At 58.9% G+C, this 20,297-nt stretch carries 10 protein-coding genes and 1 pseudogene; 7 read left to right on the top strand and 4 right to left on the bottom strand.

From position 1 onward, the window contains the following. Positions 1–99: 99 nt before the first annotated feature. Positions 100–726 carry a hypothetical protein gene (locus tag NZK35_RS06145; RefSeq protein WP_259631716.1) on the bottom strand — a complete coding sequence of 209 codons (627 nt, stop codon included), beginning with the start codon at positions 724–726 and terminating at the stop codon, positions 100–102. 419 nt (positions 727–1,145) lie between these two features. On the opposite strand from NZK35_RS06145, the gene NZK35_RS06150 reads away from it, so the two are divergent. Beyond that, complete coding sequence (locus NZK35_RS06150; protein ID WP_259631717.1) at positions 1,146–5,069, top strand: ATP-binding protein; 3,924 nt, start codon at positions 1,146–1,148, stop codon at positions 5,067–5,069. 155 nt (positions 5,070–5,224) lie between these two features. Then, positions 5,225–6,034 (top strand): hypothetical protein, encoded by an 810-nt coding sequence (locus NZK35_RS06155; RefSeq protein ID WP_259631718.1) that lies wholly within the window; start codon positions 5,225–5,227, stop codon positions 6,032–6,034. Between the two features lie 117 nt (positions 6,035–6,151). Here NZK35_RS06155 and NZK35_RS06160 read toward each other — a convergent pair whose 3' ends face one another. Further along, complete coding sequence (locus NZK35_RS06160; protein ID WP_259631719.1) at positions 6,152–8,548, bottom strand: arylsulfatase; 2,397 nt, start codon at positions 8,546–8,548, stop codon at positions 6,152–6,154. Between the two features lie 531 nt (positions 8,549–9,079). Between NZK35_RS06160 and NZK35_RS06165 the strand changes: the two genes are divergently transcribed. Continuing rightward, positions 9,080–12,508: a DEAD/DEAH box helicase gene (locus NZK35_RS06165; RefSeq protein WP_259631720.1), complete on the top strand. Its 3,429-nt coding sequence runs from the start codon at positions 9,080–9,082 to the stop codon at positions 12,506–12,508. 216 nt (positions 12,509–12,724) lie between these two features. Here NZK35_RS06165 and NZK35_RS06170 read toward each other — a convergent pair whose 3' ends face one another. Next, positions 12,725–13,417: a hypothetical protein gene (locus NZK35_RS06170; protein WP_259631721.1), complete on the bottom strand. Its 693-nt coding sequence runs from the start codon at positions 13,415–13,417 to the stop codon at positions 12,725–12,727. A 400-nt stretch (positions 13,418–13,817) separates the two neighbouring features. Here NZK35_RS06170 and NZK35_RS06175 point away from each other — a divergent pair, with 400 nt between their 5' ends. The 4 genes from NZK35_RS06175 to NZK35_RS06190 all read left to right on the top strand — a co-directional run bounded on the left by NZK35_RS06175 (position 13,818) and on the right by NZK35_RS06190 (position 19,868). Then, the gene (locus NZK35_RS06175; RefSeq protein ID WP_259631722.1) at positions 13,818–14,498 is read left to right on the top strand and encodes a sigma-70 family RNA polymerase sigma factor; all 681 of its coding nucleotides are present in this window, start codon (positions 13,818–13,820) and stop codon (positions 14,496–14,498) included. A gap of 12 nt (positions 14,499–14,510) precedes the next feature. Beyond that, on the top strand, positions 14,511–17,291 hold the full coding sequence (locus NZK35_RS06180) for a serine/threonine-protein kinase (RefSeq protein ID WP_259631723.1): 2,781 nt from the start codon (positions 14,511–14,513) through the stop codon (positions 17,289–17,291). Between the two features lie 64 nt (positions 17,292–17,355). Continuing rightward, positions 17,356–18,423, top strand: coding sequence for a hypothetical protein (locus tag NZK35_RS06185; protein ID WP_259631724.1), 1,068 nt, complete (start codon positions 17,356–17,358; stop codon positions 18,421–18,423). Between the two features lie 302 nt (positions 18,424–18,725). Continuing rightward, positions 18,726–19,868 carry a helix-turn-helix transcriptional regulator gene (locus NZK35_RS06190; RefSeq protein ID WP_259631725.1) on the top strand — a complete coding sequence of 381 codons (1,143 nt, stop codon included), beginning with the start codon at positions 18,726–18,728 and terminating at the stop codon, positions 19,866–19,868. 97 nt (positions 19,869–19,965) lie between these two features. Here NZK35_RS06190 and NZK35_RS06195 read toward each other — a convergent pair. Next, positions 19,966–20,295: pseudogene (locus tag NZK35_RS06195) on the bottom strand (cohesin domain-containing protein); the annotation flags it as partial. Between the last annotated feature and the right edge of the window lie 2 nt (positions 20,296–20,297).

Raw genomic sequence — 20,297 nt, forward strand, 5'->3', positions numbered from 1 at the left:
TTGCCCCCATCGTTTTGCCATCCCCATTTCGCCGAGCCCGCCGTCTGGCGACGGCAGCTACGCAGCATCAGCCAGTCATCGTCCGCTCGTCGCTAACAGCTACCCCCCGACCGCATCTTCCTGCAGTAATCGAGCGACCGGCGATGTCTCGCTCGCCGACTCGGACTCGTCCAATTCCGTGATCTCCATGAACGACACGCGGGCTCGATTGACGATGGCCACACTCATCTGTTGCGGGCTCTCCGGCGACTCGGCATCGATGACACTGGCATCGGCCACGGGGAAGTAATCGCGGTTGGCATGCAAAAACTCTTTGACGGTCTTGTTGGTCGTCATGTGCAACCGCCCTCGGACGATCCAACGATCGATGGCCACAACGGCGTGGAACAATTGCAGCGCGCGCCGACTGCCGATCCGTTTCTCAGCGGCCTCGTGATGGTTGCCCGCGATCCCCGCAATCATGATCTCGGGTTTGCGGACCTTGACGCTTTCGACGTGATCGATCGCTTGGCCCCGGCGATACAGGCTGGCATTGGTGCATTCCATGTAGCCGCTGATCGACTGGTTCATCACGTCGGACATCCGTCGTCCGCCCAAGTCGCAATCGGCATGGATATCAAAGCCGGTCGTCAGCAACCGAATCGCCGTGGCTGAACTCTCATCGGTCTTTCGTACCAGCGACTGGCACACGCTTAAGTTTTTTAGAAGCTCAGCTACATCGTCCATCGGAGCGCTCATCCAAGTTGATTCGGAGTTCATCGGACCGCGTTGGGATCTGACGCCAGTGCATCGGAGAACCAGTGCATCGGAGAACCAATGCTTTCGGAAAAGCGGTGCATCAGAAAAACAGCGGGTATGGTGTCAATTAGGTCATCGCTTCGACGCTTCGATCCGCTTTGCGTCAAAATGAGGGGCCAGCGTCACAGCGCCGGGGTATTGTTTCCACCAAAATCTGAATAACCCGCAGGACAACCGGCATCGGTGCGGGGGAACCGTCTGCCCCGACCGAGATCGATCGTGGTGTCGGGGGGATGGGTCTGGTTCCGGTATCGGGGGCGAGCGGGTCGAAGCGACCGCTGAGGTGGTTTTGGATAGGAATGTTCACTACAACAAGGATTGCACCGTCCCCGTAGGGTCGCCAGATAATGCGTCGCTTCCTCCGACTTTTCCTGTTTCCGCTCGTCTCGTCCCTGTTCGCGATCAGCGGATTTGCGCAGCAACCGGCTCCGATCGCACGACCGTGGCAAGTCGTCTCGTACTTCGATGACGCCCAGTTGGCGGAGAAGTCGGTCACGCATGCCGACGTCGCGGCCGACGGATCGATTTGGCTGGCCGTTTCTGACGGGCTGTATCATTACGACGGGTATCGCTGGAAACGTTACACCACCGCAGACGGTCTACCCAGCAACTATGTTCGCTGTGTACTCGTTGCCGGCGATGGCGCGCTCTGGATCGGAACGGACCGCGGCGCAGGACGCTTCGACGGTGAAACGTTTGATGGCAGCATGCTGCAGGGTCAATTGGCCGGCCCCAGCATCCGCCGCATCGTCGAAGACACCGATGGGTCGCTATGGTTTTGTTGCGACCAGTGGCCCAAGGGCGATGTCCCCGCCGGCCTGACACGCATGAAAGACGGTCAGTTTACAACCTGGCACCAGAGCGACGGATTGCCCAGCAGTTATACGTCCGACTACGTCCGAGTCTCCAGCGGTCAGCAGTTCGTCTTGACCAACCAAGGCCTTGCCGAATTCACCGACGACGGTTTCCGGCAACCGCTCAAGGACGCCGGGCTGTGGGAACAAGACACCTACGTTTGGTCTTTGGTCGAAAGTGCCCGACATGGATTGATCGTCTCCACCAACTCCCATTTCTTTCAGTTCAAAGACGGATCGTGGCGTCGCTTTCCAAATCAGATCGCGGCCCTGGTACAACCGAAACTGGTAGCGACTCGGGACGGCGAAGTCTTCACCTGCACGCCTGGACGAGGACCGGTGATCTATCGTTGGGCCGACGGGGGCTGGATGAAAACGTCTCGCCAGCTGACCGACATCACCGGTGCCAACCACTACCTGTTCGAAGACAACCAGGGTGCGGTCTGGATCGCCGGCCCGGAGCGTCTGCTCCGCTGGAACCGAGCTGAGCCGGAATGGCAGCTGCACCAAGATGTCAGCGGTCCGGTCCATCGAGACTCACAGGGCGGTGTTTGGTTCAAACAGATTCAAGGCGGTTTGGTGCGGTGGGCGTCGGATCGACCGACGCACTACCCCAACCTTGCCGGACCGATCTGCGAAGACTCCGAGGGCGTCGTCTGGGTGACGTCCGAGGAGGAACTCTATCGATGGGATCACGATGGTCTCCGACAGGTCGATTTAGCAGACCACGTGAAGCCGAAGCTGCTGGGGATCGACGGACGCGATGTGGTCTGGGTCTCCGCAACAGACACCGAACGAAACCGATTCGTGATCGGGATCGCCGGCAATCAGTTATTCGTCAAAGACATCTCGGATTTTCAAGATCGTGTTCGTGTCAGTCGCTCCTGCGCCGACCCGCATTCAGGGATTTGGGCAATCCTGGGAGCGAACAACTTTCCGCCGTTTCAACTCGTGCATTGCGATCCCGAATCGGTCACCCCCATTGCATTGCCGAACCGGGCTCAAATCAGTCATCCGCCGAATGTGACGGCGTTGGCCGACGGCTCGCTTTTTTTGTCGGGATTTTTTGGGCTGATGCGGACGACCGATCTCGGTGCGACCTGGTCCGAAGTCCCGATGCCTTCTGCGGCCATGGGCAAGCTTCGCGTGCTCGGCGGTGAAGCCTGGGTGCAATGTCGCGGCGATTTAGGCGGTCAAGCCGCGTTGGCGCGGTTCCGTGACGGCGAATGGGAAACGATGTTGGATCGTCAAGGCAAGCTCGTCGGTCAAAACGGAAGCAAGCAGCTGTTCGCATCGTCACAGGGCAAGATCCAAGTGCTGACTGCGGGCGTGGAAGACCTGCCTCCGCCGATTGCCACCACGCCTTTCGAAACTCGCGTGACCAGCGTCGTCGCGGGAGAATCCGGAGCGTTGTGGGTGGGGCTGGGCACGAGATGTTATCGCTATCGGTCCGCCACCGATCCACCGGAAACCGATATCATCGACGGCGATCAAACGCTCGGCGAAGACGAAATGCTGCGTTTGCGCGTCCGTGGTTTGGAGCGGTTCAAACCGAAGCAGCAGAAACGCTATTTCCGTGTCTCCACTCGTCTCGACGACCAGAATTGGACACCCTTTGTAACGCTCGACGAAGAGATCGTATTTCCGAGCGTTCCGCTGGGCGAACACCACGTCCGGGTGCGCGTCCAGGATGCCGCGGGGCAAATCGATCCGACACCCGCCGTGTTCCATTTCAGCGTTTTACCTGTGCCGCTGCAATCAAGAGCCTGGTTCAAACCGGTCGTGGCCATCGGTTTTGTCTCCATCCTCGCCTTGGCGCTGCTGGCGTTTTTCAATTGGGCCAGGGTCGGAAAAATGGCTCGCGATCTGGAGCGTCAAGTTGCCCGCAAGACCAGTCGAGTGGTCGCCAGCGAGCGCGAATTCAGGCTGCTGTTCGAAGACTCACAGGACGCGATTTGTTTGTTCGCCAACGACGGCACGTTGCAAAGCTGCAACGGTGTCGGGAAAGAGCTGTTGACCCAAAAAGAAAACGAAACCGCTCATCTGCGGACTCTGTTTGTGGACCAAGACGAAGCGGATCGGTTCGAGACGGAGTTGCGGAAAACCAATCATCTGCGCGGCAGCCGCTTTCGCATGCAAACCGTCGATGGCAAACCCTTTGACGCGATCGTGTCGGTCAACACACGCACCGACGCCGGCGGGAAGCAGACCGGGCATCAAGTCATCATTCGCGACATTTCCACGCTCGTCGACCTGCAGCAACAGCTCTCGGAGACCAAGAAGATGGAAGCGGTGGGCCGCATGGCCGGCGGCATCGCACATGATTTCAACAACTTCCTGGCGGTCGTGATGTACGGCGCCGAGTTCGTCCGCATCAGTGCCAAGGGCGACGCGGCGGTGGATCAAGGCGTACAGATGATCTTGGACGCCGCCGAACGCGGACGCCACTTGACCGGCCAAATCCAAACCTTCAGTCGTGCGTCGACCAACAAGATGGACATCGTCAAGACGGTCAAGGTGCTCGCGGAAATCGAACCGCTGCTGCAGGGCGTTGTCGATTCGTCGGTCGCGGTGGAGTATCACGTCGCCGAAGGACTTGACAACATTCGCGCCGACGTCAGCCAACTGGAACAGATCTTCGTCAATCTGGCAATCAACGCCTCCCACGCAATGCCCGGTGGCGGAACCCTGAGCATCCATGCGTCCAACGCGGACGTTACCGAAGATCAATTGCCGGAACTGTATCTCGATATTCCCGGCCCCTACGTAGTCATCGAAGTCGCCGACAACGGCCACGGCATGGACGCGGCGACCTGTGAACGAATCTTTGATCCCTTCTTCACGACCAAACCGCACGGCCAAGGAACCGGACTGGGATTGGCAATCGTCTACGGCATCGTCAGACAGTTTGGCGGCCAGATCTCGGTGGACAGCCGGCTTGGTCGCGGGACGCGGTTTAAAATTTTTCTTCCCGCCACGAAAGAACTCAGCGACGAGCCGGCCGCCGAATCGTCCGGCCAGGCCCCCGCCCAAGGCAACGAGACGATCTTGTTGGTCGAAGACGAACAGGCGATCCGTGATTTGGCGTGCAACTCGTTGCGACATTACGGGTACCGTGTCGTCGGCGCCGTCGACGGGTTGGACGCCAAACACAAACTGGAATCCGCCGGCGAGTTTGATCTGGTGATCTCAGACGTGCTGATGCCCGGAATGACCGGAACGGCGTTGTTGAAGTGGATCCGCAAGACGCGGCCGGATTTGGCGATCATGCTGATGACCGGTCACGCCGACGTCGGCTCCGATCAGGCGATCGACGAACTCGATGTGCCTTGTTTAAAAAAGCCGTTTCTTCCGGCGACGTTGGCCTCGCAAGTCCGTCAATTGCTCGACCGTCGGTTGGCTGCGACAGCGTCTTGAATTTTTTTCGAGAAAATTTGGTCGTCCCGATGAAGACCGTTGGTTCCATCGAGCAAAACTGAATCGACGCAATCACGCCTCCATCGTCGCTTTGCTCGGGCAACGAGCGATCTATGCTTCCGCAGATGTTTACAACGTACACCTGCGGGGTTCCCATGAGTCGTCTATCCGTCATCTTGGTCGCGTTTCTGTTCGTCGATTGCGGTCTTGCCCAGGCGCAATGGTTTGGCAATCGCTCTCGGGGGACACGTTCCGGTCGAGCCACCAGGGGGCACGCGAGTGCCAACGTGCCCAACAAGTATCGGACACCGTATCCCACCTCCACGCGTGGCATCAGCATCGGTGTGTTCAGCTATCCGGATTACAACTACCCGCGACCCGGTGCGTTTGATCCCTATCGGTTCGACAACTACGTCTACGATCCCTATCGATTCGGCAGCTTCGAAGCACCGGATCTGTTGAACGATCCCTACTTTCGCGAGCGGCACCGATACGACAGTCATTTTCCGGGGCGGCGGAAGCCGCCACTGGTGATGCAAACGCCGCAGGTGGAATTCGCAACTCCGTCACCGCGAAATCCGTGGCTGTACAAAGGCAGCCCGGAAGCGCTGCGGCATCCGGCGTCGCGAAGTCTTTCGCGGACCGAGTCGGCGCCCCAGCGGTTGATCGTCAGTCTGTCGGCGATGGAAGACGGAGAGGCATGGATCGAGTTTCTGGATCCGGACCGAGTCGACGACTTGGTCGCCCAGGGTGACACACCCGAACTGCGAGAATTGCTTTCGCACTACGACGGGATCCTCAACAGCCCGGCGCTGAAATCCATCGCCACCGCGCCCGGATTCGAAGCGACCCGGCGACTGCTGCAACGGCAAGTCGAATCGACCGAAGCTCCGACACCCTCACCGAGCGACACTTTGCCGATGGAAACCCTGCCGATGGAAACCCTGCCGGCACCCCAGATCTAACCTGCATCCGCCCCGTCGGTGTCCAGGCTTCGCCGCGTCTTCGGCGAGCGACGGACGACGATCGTTCAACGGTGCAACGTGTTGCAACGGTGTGGCATGCAGAGCCAAACGACGGGACTACTTGAGTTGAATGGTGATTCGCTTGATCTGTCCGGTAAACTTGGTTTCCTCGGGGCCGTAGCCGATCCCTTTGGCGACGGGAGTTTGGTTGTCGATTCCCACATCTGCCGTTTCGTCTGCCGAAAAGAGGTTGGGCTGAGTTTTTTCAATACGGCCTTGAGCCACTTGCTGTCCGTCAACGGAAAGGGTCGCGGTGCCTCCCTTACCGTAACCGCCTCCGTCGTAGGCGAATTCGAGTTGTACCGTGGCCTTACCTGGCGGCAGAGAGGTCGGCCCTTCGACGAGGTATCGTTGCATGCCAAGCCAATTGTACTCATACGCCGGCTTGCCCTCGCGCAGATGGAGCGACCATCCGCCGAAGCGGCCTCCCTGGACCAAGATCGCACCTGATGTGCCGTCTTCGGGAATCTCAATTTCAGCAGCGATCGAAAAGGATCGATTCTTGACGTTGATGAAGGTATTTTCGAGCATGCCCTCCATCCCTTCGTAGAGCGTCAATGACGTACGATCACCGAGAACGTCGGGGCGACCGGCGAGGGCGGGGTTGGCGCGTTCGATCGTGCGGTCGTCAATCGGCAAAACATGATGCTTGATCGCCTCGGTCATAAACAGATCTTGCATTTCGGCGAGTTTCTCGGGATGCTCGGCAGCCAAGTCGACCGCGAGGCTGTAGTCCTGATCGACGTGGTAGAGTTCCCACACGTCGCTCGTCAATGGCGGCAGATCGGTCGTCTTCCACGGCGCCCGGTGAATCGTCCGGGCGAGCCATCCGTCACGGTAGATGGCACGATTCCCAAACATCTCAAAGTACTGGGTCGTGTGACGATCGGGAGCGTCTGCCGAATCAAACGTGTACAACAGGCTGGTCCCTTCGATGGGAAGTTGGGGGACCCCGTTGACGACCTCCGGTTCGGGCAACTTACACGCTTCAAGGATGGTCGGAGCGATGTCAATCACGTGCCCGAATTGCGTGCGGATCCCATCACCTTTTTTGATGCCTTGCGGCCAGTGGGCAACCATTCCATTGCGAGTGCCACCGAAGTCGGACGCCACTTGTTTGGTCCATTTGAAAGGAGCATCGAACGAAACCGCCCAACCTGCGGCCATGTGCGGGAACGTTTCTTTGCTTCCCCATTTGTCGAGCAACGGGAGCAGGTCCTTGACCTTCTCCGTGACGCCGTTGAAGTACGTCATTTCGTTGTACATGCCGACCATGCCGCCTTCGGCGCTCGTGCCGTTATCGCCCGCGATGTAAAAGACAAGTGTGTTGTCCATTTCGCCCAAGTCGTCAATGGCTTGGACGAGACGACCGATGTGGTGGTCGGTATGAGCGACAAAGGCGCCAAACACTTCGGCCTGCCGGCGAAACAGCGTTTTGTGATCCTCGGGCAGGGAATCCCAGGCAACGATGTCATCCGGACGAGGCGGCAGCTTGGTTTCGCCGGGGATAATGCCATCGGTCTTTTGTCGTTCGTACGTGGACTGGCGAACGGCATCCCAACCGGAATCGAACTTGCCGTGGAATTTTTCGATCCAATCCTTGGGCACATGGTGCGGCGCGTGGGTCGCACCAGTTGCAAAATACATAAAAAATGGCTTGTCCGGAGTCATCGACTGCTGTGCCTTGACCCAGTTGATGGCTTGGTCGGTCATGTCTTCGGTGAAGTGGTAGCCATCCCGTTTAGGCGGATTCACCTTTTTCACGCCGTCATAGATGAGTGGCGCCCATTGATCCGTTTCGCCACCGATGAAGCCGTAGAACTTGTCAAATCCCTGACGCGTCGGCCAGCGATCGAACGGACCCGAAACGCTGGTCTCCCACGGCGCGGTTTCGTGCCACTTGCCAAACGCAGCGGTACTGAAGCCGTTCAATCGCAGCACCTCGGCAAGTGGTGCAACGCGGTTGGGGATGGAACCGGTGTTGCCCGGAAACGCGGTGGACGTCTCCATGATCGATCCGGCATTGGCCGTATGATGGTTCCTTCCACACTTCAGCGCAACACGAGTCGGCGAGCAAAGCGAAGTGGTGTGAAAGTTGTTGAATCGCAGTCCGGTCTTGGCGAGCCGGTCAAGTGTTGGCGTCGGAATCGGTCCGCCAAAAGTTGATGTGGCCCCGAAACCAAGATCGTCGACCAGAATGATGACAACGTTTGGAGCGTCCTTCGGTGCGGTCACCTCAAATCGGGCCGGTGGCTTGGCGTCGCGCACATCGAGTTCGGTATAGGTCGGACGCAGAGGTTGTGGTATCGGAAGCGTTGTGCGGTTCAACGCATCGCCACGTCCGCCAGTCGCCGAAGTGCCCTGGCCGTACACGCCAGCACTCATCACTCCGGCCAGCAGTACCAAAGGTGTGATGGACAAAACGTGTCCTTTCATCGAGCCGTGCCAGTTCATTGAACAGATCCATTGGTGTTTGTTGACGTCGGTATTCGACAGAAGCCACGAAACGAATCGGCGGGCCCCCGCCAACCTCAGTGGCGAGATATTAGCCTCCGCCCATGACCGGGCCAACCAAAATTGTGTGAAAAGAAATGGAACTTTTGTAAAGAGACCTCCCGTCCGATTGCGTTACAACCCGCGGAATCCTGGACTCTCCCCCCTTCTCGTACTTGATCTTTTGGCAAGACGAGGGAATACCGGAGGGCTCGCGCCCTGCCGCTAAAAAATGCTTCACAGGGTTGCAGCAGTTGGGCCAGGTGATCGGGTGTTGGACGGTCCAGTGGTGCGCCGGGGCGGCGACCGGCTACTGTTTTCACGCCGTCGGCGCAAGTGGACATCACGCGCCAGTCGCTGACGCGTCCCGCTGGTGTGTGTGTTTCGGCGCGTCATCTGGCCTCGATCATTTTCCTCGCATCGCTACAATTGACGCCAGGAACGGCGATTCCACGATAATTGAACCTGCCCCCGAATGGACTGGGTAACAACATGAAGTTGACAGCGGCCGCGACGGACGAATTTGAAACTGGGGATCGCCGGCGGGGTGACACGGTGGAGATGATCGAAAAGGTTCACCTGTTGGACGTCGGAAAACTGGGGGTGCGTGCCGAAGTCGAGGGATCGATGGGCGAAGCGTACGAGGTCCTGCTCGATTTCAGTGAACTCGTCGATTCCTCACTGGGCGTCTCGTGTGACTGCCCAAGGTTCTGCGACGGGTACAATTGCAAACACCTTTGGGCGACGATCGCAAAGTTCGATCTGCTCTACGCCAGCCCCTTCGTGGACATCGACACGCTGGATCTATTCGAGGTCGACGACGTACTGATCGGAGACTCTATGACGTCGAGGATCGCGAGTCGCGTGTCTGGCGCAGCGAGGGGTGCGAAAAAAGCAGCGTCCGATTCGAAACCCCAACCACCGCGCAAACCCCAGCCACCCTCCTGGAAGTCGCAACTGATCGAAATCGCGAGTTCGCTGACCGCGTCGCCCCGTCCATCCCCGTTGGGGTTGCCCAAAGAACATCAGCCCGATTCGATTCAACAAGCCCAACACTGGTTTGTTTTTTCCATCTCCGATCCCGCCAATACCGGCGCGCTGCGCGTCGCCTCGATGCAGAGTTACCGCAAGGCGGACGGCGATTGGAGCCGGCCGACCTCCGTCGAACTGCTGGATTCAGACATCGCCGATCTGAGCGACCCCAAAGAGCGGCACGCGCTGGCCATGCTGGAGCCTGTCAGCGAAACCAACGGCTATCGCTTCTACGGGAATTATCGCCAAGGCCATCGGCTGTTCTCCGTCGAGCCGCTGTTGGTGCGGGAATCACTCGAAGCCTTGCACGACACCGGACGACTGGCCTGGAAACTCGGCGATTCCAAACAACACTTTGAAGACGCCCGCCCGGTCGACCAGCTTTCGGTCGCAACGCCGACGACGCTGCGATTGCGAGTCACACCCGATCCGGAAAAGTCGTCCCAGTTGATCGTCGCGGCGGAACTGCTCGTCCCTGACGCCGGGGTCTGTTCGATCGAGCGACTGATGTGGTCGTCGACGATCGGTTGCGCGCTATTGCAAGTCGACTCGGAACCAACGGACCTGCACGACAACGAGGAGCCGCCAGAGACGCTCCGCACCCGTCTGGTCACGATCGCACCGAACGATTGCCGTCGAATGCGGGCGTGGCAAAAAACGCCTTCGATCCAGGTGCCGCGCACCAGTTTGAAGTCTCTGTTGGTCGAACTGTCCACGCACCACGGCGACGTCGATCTGGAATTGGATGAATCCCTAAAGATTCCCAAACGCATCGACGAACCGTCGGCGCACTGCTTGCTCGATCAGCGAGAACCTAAGACGCCTGACTTCACCGTTTCGATGTCCATCCGGTATCCGAAGCGAGAGTTGGCGTTCGACTCCGCGACGCAGTGGTGGTTCGACGAAGATTCCGGCGCCGTGCAGCTTCGCAACTGGGACGCCGAACGGAACTGGTTGTCAAAGCTGGACCACGACGTGCTGGACTTTTCAATCGATCGCTCTTCGTCCAACGTGCGTCTGGCTCCGGAACGATTCTTGACGGTCGTCGAATCCCTGCGTGCGGCGGGCTGGAACGTGACGGCCAACGGCGCGCCGCTGCGGATCGCATCCGACATTGACATTCAAGTCACCAGCGGTGTCGACTGGTTTGACCTGGACGCGGAAGTGAGCTTCGAGACGGTCAACGCGTCGCTGCCCAAGTTGTTGGAGGCGCTTCAAACGGGTGCATCCACCATCCAACTGGACGACGGCACGGTCGGGATGTTGCCCAAAGACTGGTTGTCCAAGTTCGTCGGGATTCGCGAATCGGGACAAGAACACGACGGTTCGATTCGCTTTCACCGATCCCAAGGCCTGTTGCTGGACCTGTTGCTGGAAGAACAAGGCGGTGTCAAACGCGACCACGACTTTTCGAAGTTCCTGCGGCAAGTGAAATCGTTCGACGGCATCAAGCCGGCCGCCCCGCCGAAGACCTTTGCGGGTGAGTTGCGTGATTATCAACGGACCGGACTGGGATGGTTGCGGTTTCTGCAAAAATTCGGCTTCGGCGGTTGCCTGGCCGACGACATGGGACTGGGGAAAACGATTCAAGTGCTGGCGCTGCTGGAGGCGCGTCGAAAACGGCGTGTGCCCAAGGGACAATCGCGCAATCCGTCGATCGTCGTGGTTCCCAAAAGTCTGGTGTTCAACTGGTTGGACGAAGCATCAAAGTTCACGCCGAAGTTGCGCGTCCGAAATCACACCGGAACCGAACGAAAATCCGATTGGGACGCCATTGCCGAGTCACCCGAATCGATCGACGTCCTGTTGACCACGTACGGCACGATGCGTATCGACGCGCCGCTGTTGGCGCAAATGCAATTCGACTACGCCATTCTGGACGAGGCCCAAGCGATCAAGAACCCGAAAAGTCTGGTCGCCCGAGCGGCCCGATTACTGCCCGCCGAACACCGGTTGGCGATGACGGGGACTCCGATCGAAAACCACTTGGGCGACTTGTGGTCCTTGTTCGATTTTCTGAATCCGGGAATGCTTGCCAACGCCAAGCCCTCGTCGGGTCAGTTGCCTGATCTGGAAGACGAGGCGCAACGACGGCACGTCGAACGTCTGGGCAAGTCGCTGCAACCGTTCATCCTGCGTCGCACCAAGTCGGAAGTCTTGACGGAGTTGCCGGAGAAGGTCGAGCAGACCTTGGCGTGCTCGATCGACAAGAAACAACGAAAGCTATACGACGAACTGCGGGAACATTATCGAATCCACTTGAGCAACAAGGTGAAGGAACTCGGTTTGAAGAAAGCCAAGATCCATGTGCTCGAAGCGTTGTTGCGATTACGCCAAGCCGCGTGCGATCCGCGGTTGATCCATCCCGATTGCGGCGTCCGAGGGGCCAAACTCGAAGAACTGCTCGAACGCCTGGACGAATTGCATCGCGAAGGCCGCAAGGCACTCGTGTTTTCGCAATTCACTTCGCTGCTGGGGCTGTTGAAACAAGATCTGGATCAACGGGGCTGGAACTACGAATACCTGGACGGCAAAACGCGAAAACGCGCCGAGAAGGTGCGGCGATTCCAGAACGATCCCGAATGCCAGTTGTTTTTGATCAGCTTGAAGGCCGGCGGCAACGGTTTGAACCTGACGGCGGCCGAGTACGTGTTCATCTTGGATCCCTGGTGGAACCCGGCCGTGGAGGCCCAGGCGATCGATCGTGCCCATCGCATGGGACAGACCCAGAGTGTGAACGCCTATCGAATGATCTGCAGCGGGACCGTGGAAGAGAAGATCGTCGAATTGCAAAAGTCCAAACGCAACCTGGCCGATGCCATCGTCAGCCAAAACAAATCGCTGATCGGACAGCTGACGGCCCAAGATTTGCAAGACCTGTTGGGATGATCGCAGTCCACCGGATGGTCTGCAGCGAAACCGGTTCAGCTACCGTTGGTGTCCAGCCTCGAGGTGCTCGGCGGGGCCGTTTGGTAACGGTGGGGAGATGGCAGAAAAATGTGGGGCAAAAAAATGGGGCGGGACCGTTGGGAGACGGGCGACAAGAAAATAGGGTGCAGCGGTGGTCCACCCATCCACGATAATTCACTGCCTACTGCCTACTGCCTACTCATTTACAGCATCGATCCTCAAATCGTCGATGCCCTCGTCCCAAACGATGACCTTCTCGTCGCCTTCAACCAAATGCCCGGCAATCGTGTCCATCACGCGACGAGCGAATTCGGGGCTGTCGTTGGGGCCTTGAATGAAACAGGGCCTGCCATCGCGACCGAATTGAAACGTGCGGGTGCACTGCGATTCGTCGACGTCGTGCCAGATGCCACTGATTCGCTCGTAGTCGCGGTGGGGGGCCAGTCCGAACTGTTTCGCCCATTCGACCGAGTCGGTCACCAATTTCTTGCCCACCACGGGATCGCACTTGGCGACGTCCCCCGCCGACCGCAGCCGGCGAAGATGATCTGAAAATTGGCTTGGCGTGACCAAGTTTGCAAACGAGTCTTTGACGCCCATGCAATACATGTCGACCAAGAAACAGGCGAACACCAGCCTTCCATCGGGGATCGGGCGGGTGACCAAGACACCGCCGATGCCAGCGTCCAGGTCCTGTTCCGAGAGGTTGTTGTCAAGAATCGAGCCGGAAACATAGCATTGGCTGATCTTGGATCGTGCAGCGATCGCAATCTGGCCCGCCACGGAACTCATCGCATTTTTCTCCGCCGCCAATCGCTTCCGTTTAGCGATCTCTTTGCTGCGTTTTTTCGCCAGCTTCTTTTGACGACTCTGTTCCGTTTTCGCCATCGTGGTATCTCCGTAGCAGCGGTGGGAATCTTTATGCGGCCGAAGGCACGTCGATCGATTTGGAATTTGACCGTTGCGGTTGTCGGTTTGTCCAGCCCAGTCTCCGGCCTCTTGTCCAGGCCAGTATCCAGGCCTGAGCGAACGCATCGCGGCGACCGAAAGTCCACGCTCCGGGAGGGATTCCAACGACCCGATGGAACTGTCCAGCTGCCACTGTCGTCAAATTGCGTCCTATCTTGTGCATAGAGTGGGTTTCTGTGCGGGGACCGTGAGAGTAGCAGAGTTTTCCAGCCGTTCGTACCGATCCAAGATCGAGCGGTGCTCGCCAGAGGTAAACGAAGCAACGTCGCGGCTGAGATGAGACGGTAATCTCGTGTGAACGGACATTCAGAGACAAAGCATGACCAGTATTTCCATCGACCGTACCGACACGACCGAAATCGACGTCCCGCAATTGCTGTGCGCGGCTCGTCAGGATGCGGCGGGTCCGGATGCCGCCGACGTCGCTGACGCGGAGGCACTCGGGCAATTGTTGCAGCTGTACCGCAATTATCTGACGATTCTGGCGACCACACAACTCGATCGCCGGCTGCGGCGGCGGATGAGTCCGTCCGATCTGGTCCAGGACACCATGCTGGCGGCCCATCGCGATTTCCGGTCCTTTCGAGGGGTCAGCGAGCCGGAGTTGCTGTGTTGGTTAAGACAAATCTTGGTGAACTGTCTGCGTGATGCCGTCGACATGCATTTGAACGCTCAGAAACGCGACATGCGGCGCGAAGTGTCGATTGAACAGGTCGGCGCCACGCTGGACAAAAGTGCCTGTCAGCTGGCCAACGTGCTGGCCGATCGCGGGCCCTCGCCGAGCGAGCCGGCCAGGCGGCGCGAGCGTGCAGTCGAGCTGGCCGATCAACTGGCAAAGCTTCGCCCGGAGTACCGCGACGTGATCGTGCTGCGCAATTTGCAGGGACTCTCGTTCAATGAAATCGCCGACCGACTCGATCGTCGCCCCGGCACGGTTCGCATGCTGTGGTTGCGGGCGATGGACAAGTTCAAACAGACCTACGACCATCCCCAAGCGTAACGACCAAGCGACGTGTTGGACTATTCTTCGATTTCCGATTTAAGCGTCGAACCTGCGGCGACACGGCACCTGTCCAAAGCCCAAAAGGATCGGATGACGTTGTTGCTGGACCGTTACCTGTCGGCATTGGAACAGGGTGTTCCGCCGCAACTGGAGGATCTGGCGGTCGACGATCCGGAACTGATTGATCCGCTGCGTTGTTACATCAACGGGCTGGACGATCTGCACCAGGTCGCGGCCGGATTCGCTCCGCAATCCGATGCCGATCGCAACGACGGTTTCACAGACGAACGTCTGCTGGGCGACTTTCGTTTACTGGAGGAAGTCGGCCGCGGCGGCATGGGAGTGGTCTATCGCGCACGACAGTTGTCGTTGGAGCGGATTGTCGCGATCAAGTTATTGCCGTTTGCCGCCGTCTTGGACGCTCGTCAAATCGCCCGATTCAAGAACGAAGCGCACGCGGCGGCGCAACTGAATCATCCCCACATCGTGCCGGTCTACACCGTCGGCGTTCAGCGTGGCGTCCACTACTACGCGATGCAGTTCATCGAGGGACAATCACTCGATGCGGTGATCGCAAAACAAGCCGACCGTGGGCAGATGCCTGACATTGACGTCACGTTGCAACGAGCGATCGACGTCGCCAATGCACTGCACGCTGCCCACGAGTTTGGCGTCGTGCACCGCGATGTGAAACCGTCCAATTTGATCTTGGACAACGACGATAAAATCTGGGTGACCGATTTCGGATTGGCACGTTGTCAGACCGACGCCAGCATGACGAAGACGGGTGACATCGTCGGAACGATGAAGTACATGAGTCCCGAACAGGCTCGTGGCGAATCGGCAATCATCGACGGACGGACCGACGTCTATTCGTTGGGTGCGACGGTGTACGAGATGCTGTGCTTGCGTCCGGCACATGATGGCAACGACACGCCGGCGGTGCTGCGCCAGATCGGTGAACGCTCGCCCGCCCCGCTGCGGACGATGCGCAACGACATTCCCGGGGACCTGGAAACCGTGGTTGCCAAAGCGATGTCCAAGTCCCGTGACAACCGGTACGAAACCGCATTGCAATTCGCCGAAGACATGCAGCGGGTCTTGCGTGGCGAACCCACCGTCGCACGACCACCGACGATGATCGACCGGTTGTCGCATTGGGCACACGCCCATCGCAACATGGTCGCCACGACGTTTGTGTTTGGACTGTTTTCCGTCCTCGGGCTCTCGATCAGCATCGCGATGGTCGCCGCGGCGAAACAGGAATCCGACGCCAACGCGGTGCTGGCCAAACGCAGCGACGCCCTCGCCCGCGCGACGGTCGATCGCCTGGGCGCGCAAATGGCGGAACTGCTGTCCGAGATCCCAGCGGCCAGTTCCGTCCGCCAACAACTGCTCCGCGAGACGCTGAACTATTACCAGGCGTTCGCCAATCAGGCCGACGACGATGTCAGCTTGACCAAAGACTTGGCAATCACCTACGGAAAGATCGGATCGTTGCAAAATGAAATCGGCTCGCCCATCGAAGCGATCGAGTCATTACAACAGTCGATGCGGTTGTTTCAACAGTTGTCGGTCAGCGACCAAGACAGCCGGTCGATCAATCACCAGCTGGCGACCAGCGAAAACAATTTGGCATTGGCGTTGGAACGCGCCGGCCAATACCGAGACGCCCAACTGCACTACGAATCCGCAATCCAGCGTTGGCAATCGCTTGTCGACGACGCCCCCCAGGACGTGGAAACCCGCGCGGGATTGGCGATGTCGCTCGGCAACTTTGCATTGTTGTTGAGCAAGACCGATCGCCCGGACCAAGCCGAAGCGATGTTTCAACGCAGTTTGATGATTGCTCAAGACGACCCGCAAAACGAGGTGTTGGTCAAGCAACTTGCGTCGACCTACCAAAATCTCAGCGGATTGTTGGCCGAACGCGATCCGCAGCGGGCGGTCGGCTATGCCCGAGCCGCCCTGGAGCATCAGATGCAGGAACTGTCCGACGACCACGCCAGTCCCACGTCAGCCGGCCGCGTCGCGTTGACGATGAACAGTTTGGGTGCGGCCCAATCGGCAAGCGGAAATGTAGACGCCGCGATCGAATCCTACCGCCAGGCCGCTCAGATCCAGCAACAATTGATCGAGCGCTGGCCGGACGAGTTGGCCTACCAACGCGACTTGGCCGTCACGCAAAACAACCTCGGCATGGCGTTGGCCTCACAAGACCAATTCGACGCGGCGAGGCAGGCCTTTGACCATGCATTGACGTACCAAGTCGGCTTGACCGAAGTGTTCGACGATGACGCAGAGCTGCAAAGTACCCTGGGCGGAATCTACAACAACCACGCCTTTGTGTTGGAGCAATTGGGGCGTCCGCATCAAGCACTGAACTCGTATCGACTGGCAGTCGAGCATCAACACTTGGCCCATTTGGCGGCCCCGGAAGTCCCACGCTATCGCGACTACCTGAGCAAGCATTTTTTCAATTGCGGCAGGCTGTTGCGGGGGGGCCGAAACTTCCGCGATGCGATCGAGTTCGCGCTCCGTCGACGCCAATTGTGGCTCGACGACGGTGAACGTCTGGCCGGTGTCGCCGAAGAGTTTTTGACCACCGCGTTGCTGATCGATCGCAAGGGTGCCACGCCGGAGGGCCAGCTGACGACGTCCGATTGTGTCGACTATGCCAACGAGACGCTACGGTTGGCGATCCAGGCAGGCTATCGAGACGACACCGACTTGCTCGATCGTCCAGAGTTCGCGGAATTGCTGCAAAAGCAACCTCTCGACGAAACATGACAAACTAATCTTCAACGCGGTTTCTTGTTCAACCGATCCAGACGCCCCCATGAGACACGACTCCGTGAACCGTTCCCCACGCCCCCGCCGCGACGCCGCCCGTCGAACCATGCGCTTCACGGTCGAAAGACTGGAGTGCCGGACGATGCTGGCCGGTGATGTCGATGGGGGACCTGTGATGGACGTCGAAACGGACGATGCAGTTCGGGTGCCCGCGGCACAGTTTTTTTCGCCGCGAGCCGGGGCGACAGCTTCGCCAACCGCGCCGACAATTCGGCTGGAGTCCATACGGCCGACATCGCCTGATCCCCTGGCTCGAACCGCGAATCGTCACGCGTCCGACGCCTTGGATGATGATCTGCCGCAAGAACCGTCGGACAAAAAACGCAAAACCGGCCTGTCGGTCCCATCGACCGATGACGCGTCACCGTCGGACAAGCCGCCGACGGATGATGAAGGAGGCATGATTGCGGTACGGAGTCCAGTATTGCCCTCCGATCACGCCGACGAACTGGCCGCTTTTGATTTCACCGCCGATTTGGGAATGCAGTTCCTGACCGTCGAATCCGACATGAGCGATGTCCAGCGGACGCCTGCCGATTCGCCGGCAACCCTTCGATCGTCGAATCTGTCGCAATCGGCCGTCACGGCATCGGCGCCGTCGAACACGCAATCTGTGCCCCCGCTGGCGGACAGCCCGATTCGGCCGCTGGTTGAAAACCCGGTGAAGCCGTTGGTCGAAAATCCGGTGCAGCCACCGGCCGCCCCCGGCAATGACGATGGCGGCATGATCCGCGTCTACAGCACCGCGCTTCCCACGATGGGACCGACGGCATTGTCGTCCAAGATTCGAATCGAACTGGCGCCCAGCACGGGGCACTATCGAAACTTTCGAATCGCCGAAACGCCGGGGCTGAATTCAGAGCGCGATTCTGAAAGCTCCGCCACCTTGGTCAGCCGATGGACGCAAGGCGATTCGGTCGACAAGAATCGAATCAAACGGAAATCCATGGGTGTCCTTGGATTTCCCCGTTCCGTCACGAACACGCCATCGGTGGTCTCGGGAAGCGCCCTGTTGAGTGGCGAAATCGCCGGCCGCAGCGAACCGGCAAACGCCGCGCGTTCGCAGTAGTGGTACGTCGACTCTCAAACTGAGTGTGCCGCGGAAAAGGGGTCAGGTACCAAAAATGCGAAGCACCCTACGGGCCATTTGGTTTTTGGTGCCTGACCCCTTTTCCGCTCGCGGCGCGTGATCTTTTCTGGAAAAACGTGCTGGATGCCGTGACACTTGCACCAGTGTTTCCGCCTGGAACCAAATCGGCAGCGTCTTGTTTGGCGTTACCGCATCAGGTCCCAGCGGTATTGGATTGACATCTCATTTGCGTCGATCGGTACCCGCAGCTGCGGCCCCCTACGCCAATGAACGTTTGTCTGATGAATCCCTTGGAATCCGATCCGGTCACAGAACTCTTGTCCAAGCTGTACCTGCCCCGGTGGCAGGCCGCCTATTGGCATCTGCCCACTCGTTGGGGCCTGGAAGTCCCCGCCGGCATCGTCAGCATGTACGTCATCACGCGTGGCGGAGGCTGGTTCGTTCCCGGTGGCAACGGTACCAGCGGCACCATTTCAGGCAACGGCTTGGCAGGCAGGACATCCGACGCACCGCCCGCCAAACCGATCCGCGTCATCGCCGGTGACCACCTGATTACCACCGATGGCGGTCGACACCAGTTGGTGCGGGAATTCGGCAGCGACACCGAACCCGTCGCCGAACGCCTCTCCGATTGCATCTGGCCGATCTTGCCGGGGCCGCACGATTCGACCACCGTGCTGTACGGACAATTTGAACTGACAGGATTGTCGATCAATCCCTTGGCGATCGGATTACCTCCGCTGATCCACCTCAATCATCGCCGCGACCGTGAATTAAAAACGTGTCTGCCGCTTCTGGATCTGACGCACCAGGTGATCCGCGATGCGGCGCCGGGTTGGCAGTTGACGGTCCGCAAGTTGTCCGAGCTGGTTTTGATACAAACCATTGCGACGCAGCTGCATCGTAACACTCAGTCGGTCGACGAAATGGATCAATCGGGATTGCTGCGGGCGATGACCGACAGCGTCATCGGTCCGGTGCTGAAGACGATGATCGAAACCCCCGAGTCTCCCTGGACCGTCCCCACGATGGCTCAGCGGGCAAGGGTTTCCAAGTCCGCGTTTTCCGACCGATTTCGAAATCTTCTCGGACGCGCGCCGCTGCAATACTTGACCGAGTTGCGGATGCAAAAAGCGCGTCGATTGCTTCGCGAAACCGACGTCGAAATTTCACACATCGCCACCCAAGTCGGCTACGAATCTCCGTCATCGTTCAGCAGCGTGTTCAAACGATGGAACGACTGTTCTCCGGCCGAATTCCGACGCTCACGGTCTCTGGTCACCAACGGGACATCAACACGTCCACTCGATCGGGGCGCAACGGCCCCATCGGCGGATCGATTGTATGATGGATGCGACGGGACGCAGGACCGGCGAGTTCCGACAGGGGTTGTGGGACCGGCTGGCGATCGACCGCCGCGGTGACCGACAATGCGGCGGCATGCTCATCGAAATGCACGTGGCTGACGGTGATCGGTGCCGCACCGGGTTGGCTCACACAGGCCTCCTCTTGGAATCCAATGCTGATCAGATCGCCGCCGCTCGCCTCAACCGGCTCTGCAGTGAACAAGAACGCGGTGATCGTCCCGGCATCCTGATCGATGTTGACGGACATGGAAACTTTCCCGTTCCAAAACTCGCCCGGTTCGACGTTCCATTCTTCGGCGCGGACCACGTTGGGGTCGTATTCGATTCGGATTTCCGCGGCGCGGATGTCATGGGCGTTTTCAACGCGTAGCGGCAAACGAAGCTCGCGCGCCGATTCGTCGAAAGATTGCGTGACGGAAACGGTTGCCAACAATCGCCTGGATTCCAACCGCTCCGCGGCAAGCCTGCGTGTCTGAACTGCCATCC

The organism is Stieleria sedimenti, assembly GCF_025060895.1.
Classification (GTDB): Bacteria; Planctomycetota; Planctomycetia; order Pirellulales; family Pirellulaceae; genus Stieleria; species Stieleria sedimenti.

Bases quoted from the DNA above. Each gene is read 5' to 3' on its own strand.
- NZK35_RS06145 (WP_259631716.1), bottom strand. From the start codon at position 726: ATGGACGATGTAGCTGAGCTTCTAAAAAACTTAAGCGTGTGCCAGTCG.
- NZK35_RS06150 (WP_259631717.1), top strand. From the start codon at position 1,146: ATGCGTCGCTTCCTCCGACTTTTCCTGTTTCCGCTCGTCTCGTCCCTG.
- NZK35_RS06170 (WP_259631721.1), bottom strand. From the start codon at position 13,417: ATGGCGAAAACGGAACAGAGTCGTCAAAAGAAGCTGGCGAAAAAACGC.
- NZK35_RS06155 (WP_259631718.1), top strand. From the start codon at position 5,225: ATGAGTCGTCTATCCGTCATCTTGGTCGCGTTTCTGTTCGTCGATTGC.
- NZK35_RS06175 (WP_259631722.1), top strand. From the start codon at position 13,818: ATGACCAGTATTTCCATCGACCGTACCGACACGACCGAAATCGACGTC.
- NZK35_RS06160 (WP_259631719.1), bottom strand. From the start codon at position 8,548: ATGAACTGGCACGGCTCGATGAAAGGACACGTTTTGTCCATCACACCT.
- NZK35_RS06190 (WP_259631725.1), top strand. From the start codon at position 18,726: ATGAATCCCTTGGAATCCGATCCGGTCACAGAACTCTTGTCCAAGCTG.
- NZK35_RS06165 (WP_259631720.1), top strand. From the start codon at position 9,080: ATGAAGTTGACAGCGGCCGCGACGGACGAATTTGAAACTGGGGATCGC.